This is a genomic window from Streptomyces sp. ISL-10, from assembly GCF_018614575.1.
Lineage (GTDB): Bacteria > Actinomycetota > Actinomycetes > Streptomycetales > Streptomycetaceae > Streptomyces.
The window spans coordinates 92,910-108,312 of record NZ_JAGGOJ010000014.1; the positions used below are offsets into that span (position 1 = coordinate 92,910).

Consider the following 15,403-nt stretch of genomic DNA (forward strand, 5'->3'; position numbering starts at 1 on the left):
CAGAAAGGTTCCGGGCCGGTCATGGCGCTCTCCCTCTACGTAGACACCGCGCGCTGGCGGGCGCACCAGAAGTCCGTGATCGACCAGTTCCCCGGCCTCGTACCTGTCTGCAAGGGCAACGGCTACGGCTTCGGCCACGAGCGGCTCTCCGACGAGGCCGCGCGCTTCGGAGCCGACATGCTGGCGGTCGGCACGACCTACGAGGCGGCGCGGATCAAGGACTGGTTCGGGGGCGACCTGCTGGTCCTCACGCCGTTCCGGCGCGGTGAGGAGCCCGTGCCGCTGCCGGACCGCGTGATCCGCTCGGTGTCCTCGGTGGACGGTGTGCACGCCCTGGTGGGTGCGCGGGTCGTCATCGAGTGCATGAGCTCGATGAAGCGTCACGGCATCACCGAGCAGGAGCTCGGACAGCTGCACGCCGCGATCGAGGACGTGCGGCTGGAGGGCTTCGCGCTGCATCTGCCGCTCGACCGCACGGACGGCTCGGACGCCGTCGAGGAGGTCATCGGCTGGATGGACCGGCTGCGCGCCGCCCGACTGCCGCTGCACTCCATGTTCGTCAGCCACCTGCGCGCGGACGAACAGGCGCGGCTGCAGCAGCAGTTCCCGCAGACCCGGTTCCGGGCGCGGATCGGCACCCGTCTGTGGCTCGGCGACCACGAGGCGACGGAGTACCGCGGAGCGGTCCTGGACGTGACCCGGGTGTCCAAGGGGGACCGTTTCGGCTACCGGCAGCAGAAGGCCGCGTCCGACGGCTGGCTGGTCGTCGTCGCCGGCGGCACGTCGCACGGCGTGGGGCTGGAGGCCCCCAAGGCCATGCACGGGGTGATGCCGCGTGCCAAGGGCGTGGCCCGCGCCGGTCTGGCGACGGTGAACCGCAACCTGTCGCCCTTCGTGTGGGCGGGCAAGCAGCGCTGGTTCGCGGAACCGCCGCACATGCAGGTGTCGATCCTGTTCGTGCCCTCGGACGCCGAGGAGCCCAGGGTCGGCGACGAGCTGGTCGCCCACCTGCGGCACACCACCACCCAGTTCGACCGCATCGTCGACCGCTAGGACAGGCCCTGCTGCCCGGCATTCGCCGGCGCTCGCAGCGGCGCCGTCACGCGGGCGGCTGCGGCCCCGTGCTCTGCGCCGTACCGGCCGGAGTGCCCCATTCCACGCGAGGTCCCTCCACGGCGGGCGCGGCATGCCGCCGCGGCCGCGCCGCCCGCCCCAGGACGAACACGTCCCCGGCCCCGTCGAGCACTCCGCCCGACGGATCGTCCGACCCGTCCGTTCGCACCACGTCGCGGTCCGGCATGAGGATGTCCCGCACGATGACGGCGCACAGGTAGAGCGTGCCCAGCAGGTGCACGGCGATGGCGACCTGGTAGCCCTCGGGCGGCAGCCCCTGGTGCTTCTCGCTGGTCGTGTACGCCAGATACATCCAGATCCCGAGGAAGTACAGGACCTCGCAGGCCTGCCAGACGAGGAAGTCCCGCCAGCGCGGCCGGGCCAGCGCGGCGAGCGGAATCAGCCACAGCACGTACTGCGGTGAGTAGACCTTGTTGGTGAGGACGAACACCGCGACGACCAGGAACGCGAGCTGCGCGAACCGGGGGCGGCGCGGCGCGGTCAGCGTGAGCAGGGCGATGCCGGCGCACGCGAGGAGCGTCAGCACCATCGCGTACGTGTTGACCGTCTCCGCCTCGATCGACTCACCGGTGCGCTGGGTGATGATCAGCCAGAACGAACCGAAGTCGACCGGCCGCTCCTGGCTGAAGGCGTAGAACTTCTTCCACCCCTCCGGTGCGAGCAGCATGACCGGGACGTTGACCACGAGCCACGCCGCCACCGCCCCGAAGGCCGCCGTGAGGAACGCCCGCCACCTGCCCGCGCGCCAGCAGAGCACCAGCAGCGGCCCGAGCAGCAGGAACGGGTAGAACTTGGCGGCCGTCGCCAGTCCGATGAGGATGCCGGCGGCGAGCACCCGGCTGCGCGACCACATCAGCATCGCCGAGGCGGTGAGGGCCACGGCCAGCAGGTCCCAGTTGATCGTCGCCGTCAGCGCGAAGGCGGGGGCCAGGGCGACGAGCAGCGCGTCCCAGGGCCGGCGGCGGTGCGTGCGCGTGACGCAGACGGCGATGACCGCGGCGCAGACCATCAGCATGCCCGCGTTGATCATCCAGTACAGCTGCTCGCGCTGCATCATGTCGTCACCGGCGAGGCCCAGCCAGGAGGCGACGTCGGCGACCCAGGACGCGACCTGCATGAACAGGCCGGTGAGCACCGGGTACTCGAGGTACTCCATGTCGCCGGGCAGCCGGTCGAAATAGGGAATGCGCCCGTCGGCGAATCCGCGGCCGAGATACAGATGCGGGATGTCCGAGTAGCAGGCGTGTGTGTACTGCGAACTGGTGCCCCTGAACCAGGCCCAGTTGTAGCAGGGCAGCTTCTGCACCATGCCGAGCGCGAACATGCCGATGGCCACCAGGGCAATGACGCGTACGGGCGTGAGAGGACCGTTGCCGCCGCGCTGTGCCCAGCGGCCCGCCGGGCCGCCGATCAGCTCGCTGCCGGCCGCGGCGATCCTGTCGCGCCGGGTGGGGCGCACATCAGGACTGTCCCGCCGTGCGGGCAGTCCACCGCGGCGGTCCTCGTTCACGCTCGTCTCTTCTGCGCTGGGCATGGTGCACATCCTGCCGTAAGGGTCGGTGCACGGAGAGGGCCGCCGTCCCTGGCGGGCACAGGCGCGGGGCGCTGCGCATGCCGGGTACGGCGGCCCTCGGGCGTTGCCGGACCTACGAGCAGGGGCTATTCGGTGCCGTCGGAGCCTCCGATGAAGCCTCCGCCGTTACCGCCGCCGTTGCCGTTGGCTCCTCCGCTGTCGGTGCCCGGTGACATCGAGGGACTTGAGGTGATCCCGCCGTTGTCGCCGCCCTGGTCGGTGCCGCTGTTGGCGCCGCCGGTGGGCTCGCAGGTCCAGTCCTCCCACGGGTTGCAGGACGCCGAGGGCTCGGGGCTCGTCGAGGGGCTCTCCGAGGGGCTCGAGGAGGGGGACTGGGACGGGCTCGAGGACGGCGTGTTGCTGGGCGTCGGCTTGGGACTGACGGCGCCGCCGCCCCAGACGGCCTCACCGTCGAGCTCCTCCGGCTCGTCGAACTCGATGACCTTGGCTTTCTTGAGCGCCTCGGACATGTACGTCTGCCAGATCTGGGACGGGAAGGACGAACCGTGGATCGTGTCCCGGCCACCGGTGCCGTACATCTTCTCGAACACGCGCTTCTTGCCGCTCTTCTCGTCGTCGTCGAGGCGGTACATGTCGATGGCGGTCGACAGCTGCGGGGTGTAGCCGACGAACCACGCGGACTTGTTGTCGTCGGTGGTACCGGTCTTGCCGGCGACCTGACGGCCGGGGAGGCGCGCGTTCTTACCCGTGCCGTCCTCGTCGTCGACGACGTCGCGGAGCACATCCGTCACATTGGTGGCGACGGCCTTGGTGAAGACCGTATCGACCTCCTCCTCGTGCTTGTAGATCGTCTGGCCCCTGTGCTCGACGGAGGTCACGGAGTACGGGTCGCGCTGCTTTCCGTTGGCCGCGAAGGTGCCGTAGGCGCCGGCCATACGGATGGCGCTGGGGTCCGAGATACCGAGGGAGAACGAGGGGACGTTCGACTTGACCAGGCTGGATTCGAGCAGACCTGCGTCGACGGCCGCCTGACGAACCTGCGGGATGCCGACGTCCATGCCGAGCTGCACGAACGGTGAGTTGGCCGAGTGGATCATGGCCTCGCGCAGGCTGATGTTCTTGAACGACTCGTCACCGTCGTTGCGCTGGAGCCACTCCTGGCCCTTCTCGTTGCGCCAGATCGAGCCGTCGTAGTTCTTGATCTTGAGCTTGTTGGCACCGTTGTACCGGCTCTTGTCCGGGTCGACGATGGTGCGCTCATCGCGCCCCTGCTCGGAGCCGAGGTCGGGGTCGCGTACGCCGTCCCGCATCGCGGCGGCCAGGACGAAGGGCTTGAACGTCGATCCGACCTGGGCACCGGTCGCGTCGGCGTTGTTGGTGAAGTGCTTCGTCGCGTCCGCGCCGCCGTAGATCGCAACGATCTTCCCGGTCCCCGGCTCCACGGATGCGCCGCCGAACTGGACGTGGGTGTCCGTCTTCGGCCGCTCCTCGGGGTCGATGTGCTTCTTGTAGATCTCTTTGATGGAGGCCTCGAGAGCGTTGACCTTCGTCTTGTCGAAGGTCGTGTGGATCTCGTAGCCGCCCTGCGCCAGCTTCTTCTCGGTCATCCCCTCGTATTTGTTGAGGAAGTTGGCCTTGGCCAGGTCCACCAGGTAGCCGATCTGCCCACTGAGCTGGGCGTTCTTCTTCGGCTTCTGCGGATTGGGGAACTCCGTGTACTTGGCGCGCTCCTCTGCCTCGAGGTGGCCGTCCTTGACCATCTCGTCGAGGATCCAGCGCCAGCGCTTCTCGGCTCGGTCCCTGTTGGCCGCCGGCTTCGCCCTTGAGTCGATCTCCGTGGCACCCGCCGGGTCGTAGTACGTCGCGCCCTTGAGGAGCGTGGCGAGGAACGCGCACTCGCTCGCGTTCAGCTTCTCGGCGTCCTTGTTGTAGTACGTGCGGGCCGCGGCCTGGATGCCGTAGGCACCCCGCCCGTAGTACGAGGTGTTCAGGTAGCCCTTCATGATGTCGGGCTTGTCCATCTCGCTGTCGATCTTGATGGAGATGAACAGCTCCTGGAACTTGCGGCTCAGGGTCTGGTTCTGGTCATCCAGCCGCGCGTTCTTCACGTACTGCTGGGTGATGGTGGAGCCACCCTGGGTCTCCTGGCCCTTGGCCATGTTGAACAGAGCACGAGCGATACCCATCGGGTCGATGCCCGAGTCCTGCTCGAACGTCTTGTTCTCCGCGGAGATCACGGCGTCCTGCATCGCCCGCGGGATCTGGTCGATGCCGACGATCTGGCGGTTGATCTCGCCACCCGTGGCGGCCATCTGGGAGCCGTCGGCCCAGTAGTAGACGTTGTTCTGGGCCGTGGCCGCCTCCGCCTCCTTGGGGATGACGACCATGCTGTACGCGATGGCCGCAGCCACGGTCAGCAGCCCGAGGAAGCCGATGCACAGCCCCGCGACGAGCTTCCACGACGGCACCCAGCGCCGCCATCCGTACTTGTTGTGGCGCGGGTAGTCGATCAGCCGCTTCTTGCCGGGAGCCCCTCCGGCTCCGGCACGTCGCCCGCCGCCGGCAGCGGCGGCCTCCGGGGCGCCACGCCTGCGACTGCCGCCCCGCTGGGCAGCGCGCCGGGCCTCGGCCCGGCTGCCGTAGGCGCGCTCTTCGCCGTGGGACGCGGGGGCTGACGGGGCAGCCCGATCATGTGCTCCGCGGCGGCCGGAAGGCTGGGCGGCGCGTCGGGCCGCGGCGCGTCCGCCACCCTGCGGCTGTGGCGGTTTGCGTCGGTGCTCGCTCATCGAACGACTACTCCTCGGGCAGGCGAGACGCCTGGAAGCGGCAGTTGAGTTCCGGTCCCCCCGAAATGGATACGGACCAGCTCCCTGGCAGAGCTCATCCGCGGTGCATCCACGGCGATGACGCGCAGGGGCGTCACATGGTTCCCAGTGGTCTGCATGCCGCACAGACTACGCACGGTCAAAACCCCCGAGCGCTGAAGTTCACCCCATATCAGGCAACTGACCACCACCGAATTGATGATGTGACGCCGCTCACGATGACCCCTCTTGTCGCATGCGGAGGTCCGCTCTATCGTGCTGATGTATCGAGTCGATACATCAGCACGACACATCGGATGTGCATACGGGCACCGACGGGCAAGGGAGGCGGCAGTGAGCAGACGCTCAGGCATCCTTGAGTTCGCCGTCCTCGGTCTGCTCCGCGAAGCCCCGATGCACGGGTACGAGCTGCGCAAGCGGCTCAACACCTCGCTGGGAATCTTCCGGGCCTTCAGCTACGGAACCCTCTACCCCTGCCTCAAGACGCTGGTCGCCAACGGCTGGTTGATCGAGGAACCGGGAAACGCACCCGAGGACGCCCTCGCCGCATCACTGGCGGGGCGCCGCGCCAAGATCGTCTATCGGCTGACGGCGGAAGGCAAGGAGCACTTCGAGGAGCTGCTCTCGCACACCGGCCCCGACACCTGGGAGGACGAGCACTTCGCAGCGCGTTTCGCCTTCTTCGGGCAGACGGAGCGCGAGGTGCGGATGCGGGTCCTGGAGGGTCGCCGCAGCCGGCTGGAGGAGCGCCTGGAGAAAATGCGCGCCTCTCTCGCCCGCACCCGTGAGCGCCTCGACGACTACACGCTCGAACTGCAGCGGCACGGCATGGAGTCCGTGGAGCGCGAAGTGCGCTGGCTGAACGAGCTGATCGAGAGCGAGCGGGCAGGGCGGGATCAGCGACGGCCCTCCCCCGAGAGCACCGCTCAGCAGGACAACACATCAGGAGCGACGGGCGGCCTGCCCCGGCGTCAGGGCAGCGAGTCTTCCGGAGGGACACCTCCCAACGGCTCCACCCCGCCGGATCCGTCCGACGACACCGCCAAGTGAGGCCCTGCGCTCCGCAGGGTTTCATCCGGAATACCGAGATCACACAGGGAGCAACCGGAATGGGTTCGGTTCGCGTAGCCATCGTCGGCGTGGGCAACTGCGCCGCCTCGCTGGTGCAGGGCGTCGAGTACTACAAGGACGCCGACCCGGCCGGCAAGGTGCCGGGTCTGATGCACGTCCAGTTCGGCGACTACCACGTGCGTGACGTCGAGTTCGTTGCCGCCTTCGACGTGGACGCCAAGAAGGTCGGCCTCGACCTGGCCGACGCCATCGGCGCCAGCGAGAACAACACCATCAAGATCTGCGACGTGCCGTCCACCGGCGTCACCGTGCAGCGCGGCCACACCCTGGACGGTCTGGGCAAGTACTACCGTCAGACCATCGAGGAGTCTCCCGAGGCCCCGGTCGACATCGTCCAGGTCCTCAAGGACAAGCAGGTCGACGTCCTGGTCTGCTACCTGCCCGTCGGTTCCGAGGACGCTGCGAAGTACTACGCGCAGTGCGCCATCGACGCCAAGGTCGGCTTCGTCAACGCCCTCCCGGTGTTCATCGCCGGCACCAAGGAGTGGGCGGACAAGTTCACCGAGGCCGGTGTCCCGATCGTCGGCGACGACATCAAGTCGCAGGTCGGCGCCACCATCACCCACCGTGTGATGGCGAAGCTCTTCGAGGACCGGGGCGTCATCCTGGACCGCACGATGCAGCTGAACGTCGGCGGCAACATGGACTTCAAGAACATGCTCGAGCGCGAGCGTCTGGAGTCCAAGAAGATCTCGAAGACGCAGGCCGTCACCTCGCAGATCCCGGACCGCGACATGGGCGAGAAGAACGTCCACATCGGTCCGTCGGACTACGTGGCCTGGCTGGACGACCGCAAGTGGGCATACGTCCGCCTGGAGGGTCGTGCCTTCGGTGACGTCCCGCTGAACCTGGAGTACAAGCTCGAGGTGTGGGACTCGCCGAACTCCGCGGGTGTCATCATCGATGCCCTGCGCGCCGCGAAGATCGCCAAGGACCGCGGTATCGGCGGTCCGATCCTCTCCGCGTCCTCGTACTTCATGAAGTCGCCGCCGGTCCAGTACTTCGACGACCAGGCGCGGGAGAGCGTCGAGAAGTTCATCAAGGGCGAGGTCGAGCGCTAAGCGTTCGACCTGTCCGATCGAGGAGGGTCCCCGGGTCATCGGCCCGGGGACCCTCCTCGTATGTGACGCTTGCTCACATGTCCGCTGTACGTGATCTGCGCGTACTACTGCGCCTGTCCGACTTCCGCCGACTGCTGGCCGTCCGACTGCTCTCCCAGGCGGCCGACGGCGTCTATCAGGTCGCGCTCGCCGCGTACGTGGTCTTCTCACCCGAGAGGCAGACCTCCCCGGCGGCCATCGCCTCCGCCATGGCCGTCCTGCTGCTCCCGTACTCCTTCGTCGGCCCCTTCGCCGGTGTACTTCTCGATCGCTGGCAGCGCCGACAGGTCCTTCTCCACGGCAACCTCCTGCGCGCCGTCCTCGCCGGCGGTACGGCGCTGCTGATCCTGTTCTCGGTGCCGGACTGGCTCCTCTACGCCTCCGCGTTGTCCGTCACGGCCGTCAACCGGTTCGTCCTGGCCGGACTGTCGGCCGCCCTGCCCCGGGTGGTCGACGCCGACCGCCTCGTCATGGCCAACTCCGTCTCGCCCACCGCAGGCACCCTGGCCGCCACCGCCGGCGGCGGGCTGGCCTTCCTGGTCCGTCTCGTCGCCGCCGAGTCCGATGCCGTGGTGGTGCTACTCGGGGCGGTGCTCTATCTCTGCTCCGCCGTGGCGTCGCTGCGCATGGCGCGTGAACTGCTCGGCCCCGACCCGGAGCTCGTGCAGCCCCGTCTGCTCGTGGCGATCGCCTCCACGGCACGTGGGCTGATGGGCGGGCTGCGGCATCTCGCACAGCGCCCTCCGGCGGCTCATGCGCTGGCAGCCATGACGCTGATGCGGTTCTGCTACGGGGCGCTCACCGTGATGGTGCTGATGCTGTGCCGGTACGCCTGGTCCGAAACCGAATCGGACGGGCTTGCCCTCCTCGGCCTGGCACTCGCCTTCTCGGGCGCGGGGTTCTTCGCCGCTGCTGTGCTGTCACCCTCGGGCGTCGGACGTCTCGGCCGGTACGGCTGGATGGTGGCCTGTGCCGCGACGGCGGCCCTCCTGGAACCGGCGCTAGGCCTGCCGTTCAGGCCCGGGCCGATGCTGGCCGCCGCCTTCGTTCTGGGGCTCGTCACCCAAGGGGCGAAGATCGCGACGGACACGATCGTCCAGACCACCACGGACGACTCCTTCCGCGGCCGGATCTTCGCTCTCTACGACATGCTGTTCAATGTGGGCTTCGTCGGAGCGGCCGGTCTCGCGGCACTCATGCTGCCCCCGGACGGCAGATCGGCTCCGCTGGTCGGGTTGGTCGCGGCGGTCTATGCGGTGGTCGCGGTGGCGCTGGCCCGCGGGAAGCGTTCCGGGGAGATGCCATAAAGCCGCCGGGGCGATGTTTCACGTGAAACACCGCCCCGCCGCAGTCGTCCCAGGCGCATGTTTCACGTGAAACATCGCACCCGTTGCTCGCTCAGCCCTGAGCCGCCCACCACTCCTTGAGCGCGGCAACAGCGGCATCGTGCTCCATCGGCCCGTTCTCCAGACGCAAATCGAGGAGGAACGCATACGCCTTGCCGATGACCGGACCCGGCCCCACGCCCAGGACCTCCTGGATCTGGTTGCCGTTGAGGTCCGGCCGGATCGCGTCCAGCTCCTCCTGCTCCTGCAACTGGCCAATGCGCTCTTCCAGCCCGTCGTACGCCCGGGAGAGCGCAGTGGCCTTCCGCTTGTTCCGGGTCGTGCAGTCCGAGCGCGTCAGCTTGTGCAGCCGGGTCAGCAGCGGCCCGGCGTCCCGCACATAGCGCCGCACCGCCGAATCCGTCCACTCGCCGGTGCCGTAGCCGTGGAAACGCAGATGCAGCTCGACGAGCCTCGCGACGTCCTTGACCATCTCGTTCGAGTACTTGAGCGCCGCCATCCGCTTCTTGACCATCTTCGCTCCCACCACCTCGTGGTGATGGAAGGAGACGCGCCCGTCCTTCTCGAACCGCCGCGTCCTCGGCTTTCCGATGTCGTGGAGCAGAGCAGCGAGCCTCAGCACCAGGTCCGGACCGTCGTCCTCGAGGTCGATGGCCTGGTCGAGCACAGTGAGCGAGTGCTCGTACACATCCTTGTGGCGGTGGTGCTCATCACTTTCGAGACGCAGCGCAGGCAGCTCGGGCATCACATACTCGGCGATCCCGGTGTCCACGAGCAGCCCCAGACCCTTGCAGGGCTGCGCGGACAGCAGCAGCTTGTTCAGTTCGTCGCGCACACGTTCAGCGGAGACGATCTCGATGCGCTGGGCCATCGCCCTCATGGCGGCCACCACCTCGGGCGCCACCTCGAAATCGAGCTGAGCCGCGAACCGGGCGGCGCGCATCATGCGCAGCGGATCGTCCGAGAAGGACTCCTCGGGGGTGCCGGGCGTCCTGAGCACGCGCGCCGCGAGGTCCCCAAGGCCTCCGTGCGGGTCGATGAACACCTTCTCCGGAAGGGCCACGGCCATGGCGTTCACCGTGAAGTCCCGACGGACGAGGTCCTCCTCGATGGAGTCGCCGTAGGACACCTCGGGTTTGCGCGACGTCCGGTCATAGGCCTCCGAACGGTAGGTGGTCACCTCGATCTGGAAGCGCTGCACCTCGTCCCCGACCCGGCCTTCCTTCTGCGCGCCGACCGTGCCGAAGGCGATGCCGACGTCCCAGACCGAGTCCGCCCACGGCCGGATGATCTTCAGTACGTCCTCGGGCCGAGCGTCCGTCGTGAAGTCGAGATCGTTGCCGAGCCGGCCGAGAAGTGCGTCACGTACCGACCCTCCGACCAGGGCGAGACTGAACCCGGCCTCCTGGAAACGGCGGGCAAGATCGTCGGCGACCGGTGACACCCGCAGCAATTCGCTCACCGCGCGGCGTTGCACCTGGTTCAGGGCGTTGGGGTTGTCTTCATTGGCGTTCGGCACAACAGAAAAGGGTACGTGCCCGGGCCGACCGGAGCGCCCCGGTTTACGGCGACCCCGGAAGACCCTTGCGATCTTGTGATGCACTCCGCGGCACTTCGACACAGCGGGCCTCGTTACCATGCCTGGACGCAAGAACCAGAGAACCACCACCGGCAAGCAGACGACGAGGGACGGGCGAGCGCGTGGCCGAGGCGGCAGACTTCCAGGGGATGCGTACTTCTCCTGCCCGCCGGTGGCTGCGTCGCTCAGCCTCCCTGCTCACCGGCGTACCTCTCGTGGCCGGGCTGCTCGGCGGCCCCGCGGCGCCGGCGGCGCATGCCGCGGAGGACGCCACCGGGTCGCGGACGGTCGATGTGTCTCTCGACACGTTCACGCCCTCGGCGCCGGGCAAGAAGGACACGATCGTCATCTCCGGCACGGTAATCAACGAGGGCAAGCAGACGATCACGGACGCACACGTCGATCTGCGAGTGGGGCAGAAGCTGTCCGGTCGGACCTCCATCGACCGTGCCGCGGAGCGCACCGGTTACTACCCAGGCCTCGACGGCCCGGAGATCGATGACAAGTACGCGGTCGAGATCCCACGGCTCGCCTCCGGCATCAGCCATGACTTCCGGCTCTCCGTCCCCGCCGACGAGCTCGACCTCGACGAGGACGGCGGCGTCTACCAGCTCGGGGTCTCGCTCTCCGGGCAGACCGCGAGCCTGCCGTTCGACCAGGTGCTGGGCATCGAGCGCACCTTCCTGCCGTGGCAACCCGAGGCGGCGGAGAAGAAGACGCGTCTGACCTACCTGTGGCCGCTGATCTCCTCCACCCATCTCACGTCCGAGACGGGCTCCGACGAGCAGCAGACGCCCGTCTTCGAGGACGAGTCGCTGGCAGCCGAGCTGTCCACCGGTGGCCGCCTCGATCAGCTCGTCTCCCTCGGCAGGGAACTGCCGGTCACCTGGGTGATCGACCCCGACCTGCTGGCCACCGTTGACGCCATGACGCGGGACTACCAGGTCAAGAAGGGGAACACCACGGTCCCCGGCAAGAACCAGGCCGTGGCCAAGCGCTGGCTGAGCGATCTCGAAGCGGCGGTGAAGGACCGCAAGGTCGTCGCCCTGCCGTTCGCCGATCCCGATCTGGCCTCCTTGGCCCACCGCGGCAAATCCGTCTCCGGCTCCCTCAGCCATCTGAAGCCGGCCACCGAGGTCGCCGCGATCACGGTGGAAACCGTCCTCCATGTGAAGGCGTCGACCGATTTCGCCTGGCCCGTGGAGGGGGCGATCGACTCCTCGATCGTCGATGTGGCCACGTCGGCCGGTGCGCACAAGGTGATCGCCCGTAGCGACAGCCTCCAGGACAGCCTGGGCTACACGCCCACCGCGGCCCGGCCCATCGGCGGCGGCACGACCGCGGTCGTCACCGACTCACGGCTCTCCAAGGCGTTCCAGGGCGACATGACCCGGTCGGACACCTCCACACTCGCCGTCCAGGAGTTTCTCGCCCAGTCACTCGCCGTGCTGCATCAGGCCCCAGCCAAGCAGCGCAGCATCGTCGTCGCCCCCCAGCGTGTGCCCACGGCCGTCCAGGCCCAGTCCATGGCTCGTGCCCTCCAGGCCCTCGGCACCCAGCGATGGACCCAGCCGCTGGACCTGGTCGCCGCCGCGGACGCGAAGCCGGACGCAGACGCCAACACCAAGGTGCCCAGCACTTCCCAGTACCCGGGCAAGCTCCGCAAGCAGGAGCTGCCCGTCGAGGCGTTCCAGGACGTCAGGGGCACTCAGGAAGGCCTCGACATGTTCGAGGGCATCCTCACCCAGGCCGACCGGGTGAACACGCCCTTCGGCAGGGCCATAGACCGCGAGCTGTCGGCCTCCTGGCGGGGCAACCCCGCGGCGGCCCAGCAGTACCGCAACGGCGTGCGGAGCTATCTGCGGGACCTCACGGAAGAGGTCCAGCTGATCGAGAAGTCGGATGTGACTCTCTCCGGCCGCAGCGCCACGATTCCGGTCACCGTGCAGAACGAGCTGGTCCAGGGCATCGACCATCTGGTGCTCCGGCTCACCTCGCACAACCCGACGCGTCTGAACCTCGACGGCGACAAGGGCATCGCCGAGCAGCGGGTCCAGATCGACGGCGGCCACAGCCAGACGGTGAAGTTCCCCGCGACGGCCAATGTCAACGGTCAGGTCCAGATGACCGCGCAGCTCTACACGCAGGACGGCAAGCTGTACGGCCAGGCCATGGACTTCACGGTGAAGGTCTCCGAGATCACACCGACGGTCATGCTGGTGATCGCGGGCGGCGTTCTGCTTCTCGTGCTCGCCGGCATCAGGATGTACACCCAGCGCAAGCGCGCCGGCGCCGACGAGACGGCGGCTGCGGAGGCCGAGGAAGCGTCGAACGACGACGACACCGCCCGGGACGGGGCGGAAGGCACGCGGCGTGACATCGACGGCCCGGATCGCGGGCAGGCGAGTGACCTCGGACCGGAAACCCGACCCGAAAGCGGCGACCCGTCGGGCGCTGGTGAGAAGGTGGACCGTTGAGCGATGTGGTGGCCGGTCGGCCGGGGACGATGAGGTGGGGTAGTGATGAACGCGCCGTACGACGGTGACCGCGGCCAAGGCACGGGTGAAGACCCGGCCGGCCAGGTCCCGCCGCCGCATCAGCCCGCTCCCGATCAGTTTCCCCAGGATCCCTACGTCCAGGACGCCTACGCCCCCGACCCCTTCCAGTCGCAGGACCTCTCGGCCCAGGACCCGGTGGCCGAGGCGCTCTACGACCGGTCGGCGCACCCCCCACCGCCTCCGGGCACCTACCCGGAACCGCAGCCGCTCTACCAGCAGCCTCCTGCCTCCGCGTACGCCCCCGACCCCCGCGTCTGGGCCCAGACGCCGCCGCCCGAGCCGGAGGGGCCCTTGCGCCATCTCCCCTACGGGGACGCGGCCCGGACCACCGAGTTCACCGGCGTGGACGATCTCGTCACCCGCGCCGGCGACAACACCCCGGAACCCGACGCATTCGCCCACCTCTTCCGGGACCAGCAGACCTCGGCGCAACCGGCTCCGGCACCCGAACCCGTGCCCGCGGCGCCCGCGCCGAAGAAGCCGGCCGGGAAGGCCTCGGGTCTGCTGAGGTCCAGCGCTGTGATGGCGGCCGGCACGCTGGTCTCCCGTCTCACCGGCTTTGTCCGCAGCCTGGTGATCACCGCGGCGCTGGGTGCGGCTTTTCTGGGTGACACATACACGGTCGCGTACACCCTGCCGACGATGATCTACATCCTCACCGTCGGCGGCGGGCTGAACTCTGTCTTCGTGCCGCAACTGGTGCGGGCGATGAAAAACGACGAGGACGGCGGCGAGGCCTACGCCAACCGCCTGCTCACCCTGGTGATGGTGGCGCTGGGCGCCATCGTCGCCCTTGCCGTGTTCGCCGCGCCGCTGCTGATCCGGCTGATGTCGGACACCATCGCGAGCGACCAGGCGGCCAACAGTGTCGCCGTCACCTTCGCCCGCTACTGCCTGCCCACGATCTTCTTCATGGGCATCCATGTGGTCATGGGCCAAATCCTCAATGCCCGTGGGAAGTTCGGCGCGATGATGTGGACCCCGGTCCTCAACAACATCGTCATGATCACCACGTTCGGCCTCTTCATCTGGGTGTACGGCACCTCCGCCGAATCACAGATGGGTGTGCAGACGATCCCGCCGGAAGGCGTCCGTCTCCTCGGCATCGGAACCCTGCTCGGACTTGTCGTCCAAGCTCTGGCGATGATTCCGTACCTGCGTGAGACTGGCTTCCGCTTCCGCCCGCGGTTCGACTGGAAGGGCCACGGCCTGGGAAAGACGGTGAAGCTGGCCAAGTGGACGGTGCTCTTCGTCCTCGCCAACCAGGCCGGTGTGCTCGTCGTCACCCAGCTCGCCACCGCGGCCGGTGAGGCCTCGGGTAAGCAGGGGGCGGGCTTCATCGCCTACACCAACGCCCAGCTCATCTGGGGCATGCCCCAGGCCATCATCACCGTCTCCGTGATGGCCGCCCTCCTGCCACGCATCTCCCGCGCCGCCCACGACGACGATCCGGGTGCCGTACGGGACGACATCTCCCAGGGGCTGCGCAACTCCGCGGTCGCCATCGTCCCGGTCTCCTTCGCGTTCCTCGCGCTGGGCGTCCCGATGTCCACGCTGCTCTTCGCGTCGAGCGGCCAGGAGGCCGCCCGGGGCATGGGCTTCATCCTGATGGCCTTCGGTCTCGGCCTCATCCCCTACTCCGTGCAGTACGTCGTGCTCCGTGGCTTCTACGCGTACGAGGACACCCGGACCCCGTTCTACAACACGGTCATCGTCGCCGCGGTCAACGCCGGTGCCTCCACGCTGTGTTACGTGCTGCTCCCGGCCCAATGGGCCGTTGTCGGCATGGGCGCCTCCTACGGATTCGCCTACGCGGTGGGTGTCGGAGTCGCCTGGCGACGGCTCAAGAAGCGCCTCGGCGGCGATCTGGACGGCCCGCATGTGATGCGGACCTACGCACGGCTCTGCATGGCCTCCGTACCGGCCGCGATCGCGGGCGGTACAGCCGCCTTCGGCGTCATCAGGGCACTGGGCAGCGGCGCGGGCGGCTCAGTGGTGGCACTGGTCGTCGGCGGAGCCGTACTGCTGGGCGTCTTCTTCGTCGCGGCGAAGAGGATGCGCATCGCGGAACTCAACGCCATGGTCGGCATGGTCCGAGGACGTCTCGGTCGCTAGGACGGACCGACCCTGGCACAACCATCGTCGGACGTCGCGTGTCGTGCATAGCGTCCGACTGTGGGCACAATTGGCATGGCG

At 68.3% G+C, this 15,403-nt stretch carries 9 protein-coding genes; 6 read left to right on the forward strand and 3 right to left on the reverse strand.

Annotated elements, in window-relative coordinates; all coding sequences use genetic code 11:
• Positions 1–21 precede the first annotated feature (21 nt).
• A complete protein-coding gene (locus J7E88_RS18345) occupies positions 22–1,053 on the forward strand; it encodes an alanine racemase (RefSeq protein ID WP_215182364.1) in 1,032 nt (343 codons plus the stop codon).
• Between the two features lie 46 nt (positions 1,054–1,099).
• On the opposite strand, the gene J7E88_RS18350 is transcribed toward J7E88_RS18345, so the two are convergent.
• Together J7E88_RS18350 and J7E88_RS18355 are read right to left on the reverse strand one after the other, a co-directional pair.
• Positions 1,100–2,668 carry a glycosyltransferase family 87 protein gene (locus tag J7E88_RS18350; protein WP_215182366.1) on the reverse strand — a complete coding sequence of 523 codons (1,569 nt, stop codon included), beginning with the start codon at positions 2,666–2,668 and terminating at the stop codon, positions 1,100–1,102.
• Between the two features lie 125 nt (positions 2,669–2,793).
• Positions 2,794–5,454, reverse strand: coding sequence for a transglycosylase domain-containing protein (locus J7E88_RS18355; RefSeq protein ID WP_215182368.1), 2,661 nt, complete (start codon positions 5,452–5,454; stop codon positions 2,794–2,796).
• Between the two features lie 372 nt (positions 5,455–5,826).
• Between J7E88_RS18355 and J7E88_RS18360 the strand changes: the two genes are divergently transcribed.
• From J7E88_RS18360 to J7E88_RS18370, 3 genes are all read left to right on the forward strand, one after another.
• Positions 5,827–6,543: a PadR family transcriptional regulator gene (locus J7E88_RS18360; RefSeq protein ID WP_215182370.1), complete on the forward strand. Its 717-nt coding sequence runs from the start codon at positions 5,827–5,829 to the stop codon at positions 6,541–6,543.
• A gap of 59 nt (positions 6,544–6,602) precedes the next feature.
• Positions 6,603–7,685: an inositol-3-phosphate synthase gene (locus J7E88_RS18365; protein ID WP_215182372.1), complete on the forward strand. Its 1,083-nt coding sequence runs from the start codon at positions 6,603–6,605 to the stop codon at positions 7,683–7,685.
• Between the two features lie 77 nt (positions 7,686–7,762).
• The gene (locus J7E88_RS18370) at positions 7,763–9,031 is read left to right on the forward strand and encodes an MFS transporter (RefSeq protein ID WP_215182374.1); all 1,269 of its coding nucleotides are present in this window, start codon (positions 7,763–7,765) and stop codon (positions 9,029–9,031) included.
• A 91-nt stretch (positions 9,032–9,122) separates the two neighbouring features.
• Here the strand turns inward: J7E88_RS18370 and J7E88_RS18375 are convergent, their stop codons facing one another.
• Positions 9,123–10,589: a CCA tRNA nucleotidyltransferase gene (locus tag J7E88_RS18375; protein WP_215182376.1), complete on the reverse strand. Its 1,467-nt coding sequence runs from the start codon at positions 10,587–10,589 to the stop codon at positions 9,123–9,125.
• 182 nt (positions 10,590–10,771) lie between these two features.
• On the opposite strand from J7E88_RS18375, the gene J7E88_RS18380 reads away from it, so the two are divergent.
• Both J7E88_RS18380 and murJ read left to right on the forward strand, forming a co-directional pair.
• Positions 10,772–13,126 carry a DUF6049 family protein gene (locus J7E88_RS18380; protein WP_215182378.1) on the forward strand — a complete coding sequence of 785 codons (2,355 nt, stop codon included), beginning with the start codon at positions 10,772–10,774 and terminating at the stop codon, positions 13,124–13,126.
• A gap of 45 nt (positions 13,127–13,171) precedes the next feature.
• On the forward strand, positions 13,172–15,322 hold the full coding sequence (murJ, locus tag J7E88_RS18385) for a murein biosynthesis integral membrane protein MurJ (protein ID WP_215182380.1): 2,151 nt from the start codon (positions 13,172–13,174) through the stop codon (positions 15,320–15,322).
• The last annotated feature ends 81 nt before the right edge of the window (positions 15,323–15,403 follow it).

What these genes read in the sequence shown, in the direction of transcription:
- J7E88_RS18345 (WP_215182364.1), top strand. Translation starts at nt 22, where the DNA reads ATGGCGCTCTCCCTCTACGTAGACACCGCGCGCTGGCGGGCGCACCAG.
- J7E88_RS18350 (WP_215182366.1), bottom strand. Translation starts at nt 2,668, where the DNA reads ATGCCCAGCGCAGAAGAGACGAGCGTGAACGAGGACCGCCGCGGTGGA.
- J7E88_RS18355 (WP_215182368.1), bottom strand. Translation starts at nt 5,454, where the DNA reads ATGAGCGAGCACCGACGCAAACCGCCACAGCCGCAGGGTGGCGGACGC.
- J7E88_RS18365 (WP_215182372.1), top strand. Translation starts at nt 6,603, where the DNA reads ATGGGTTCGGTTCGCGTAGCCATCGTCGGCGTGGGCAACTGCGCCGCC.
- J7E88_RS18370 (WP_215182374.1), top strand. Translation starts at nt 7,763, where the DNA reads ATGTCCGCTGTACGTGATCTGCGCGTACTACTGCGCCTGTCCGACTTC.
- murJ (WP_215182380.1), top strand. Translation starts at nt 13,172, where the DNA reads ATGAACGCGCCGTACGACGGTGACCGCGGCCAAGGCACGGGTGAAGAC.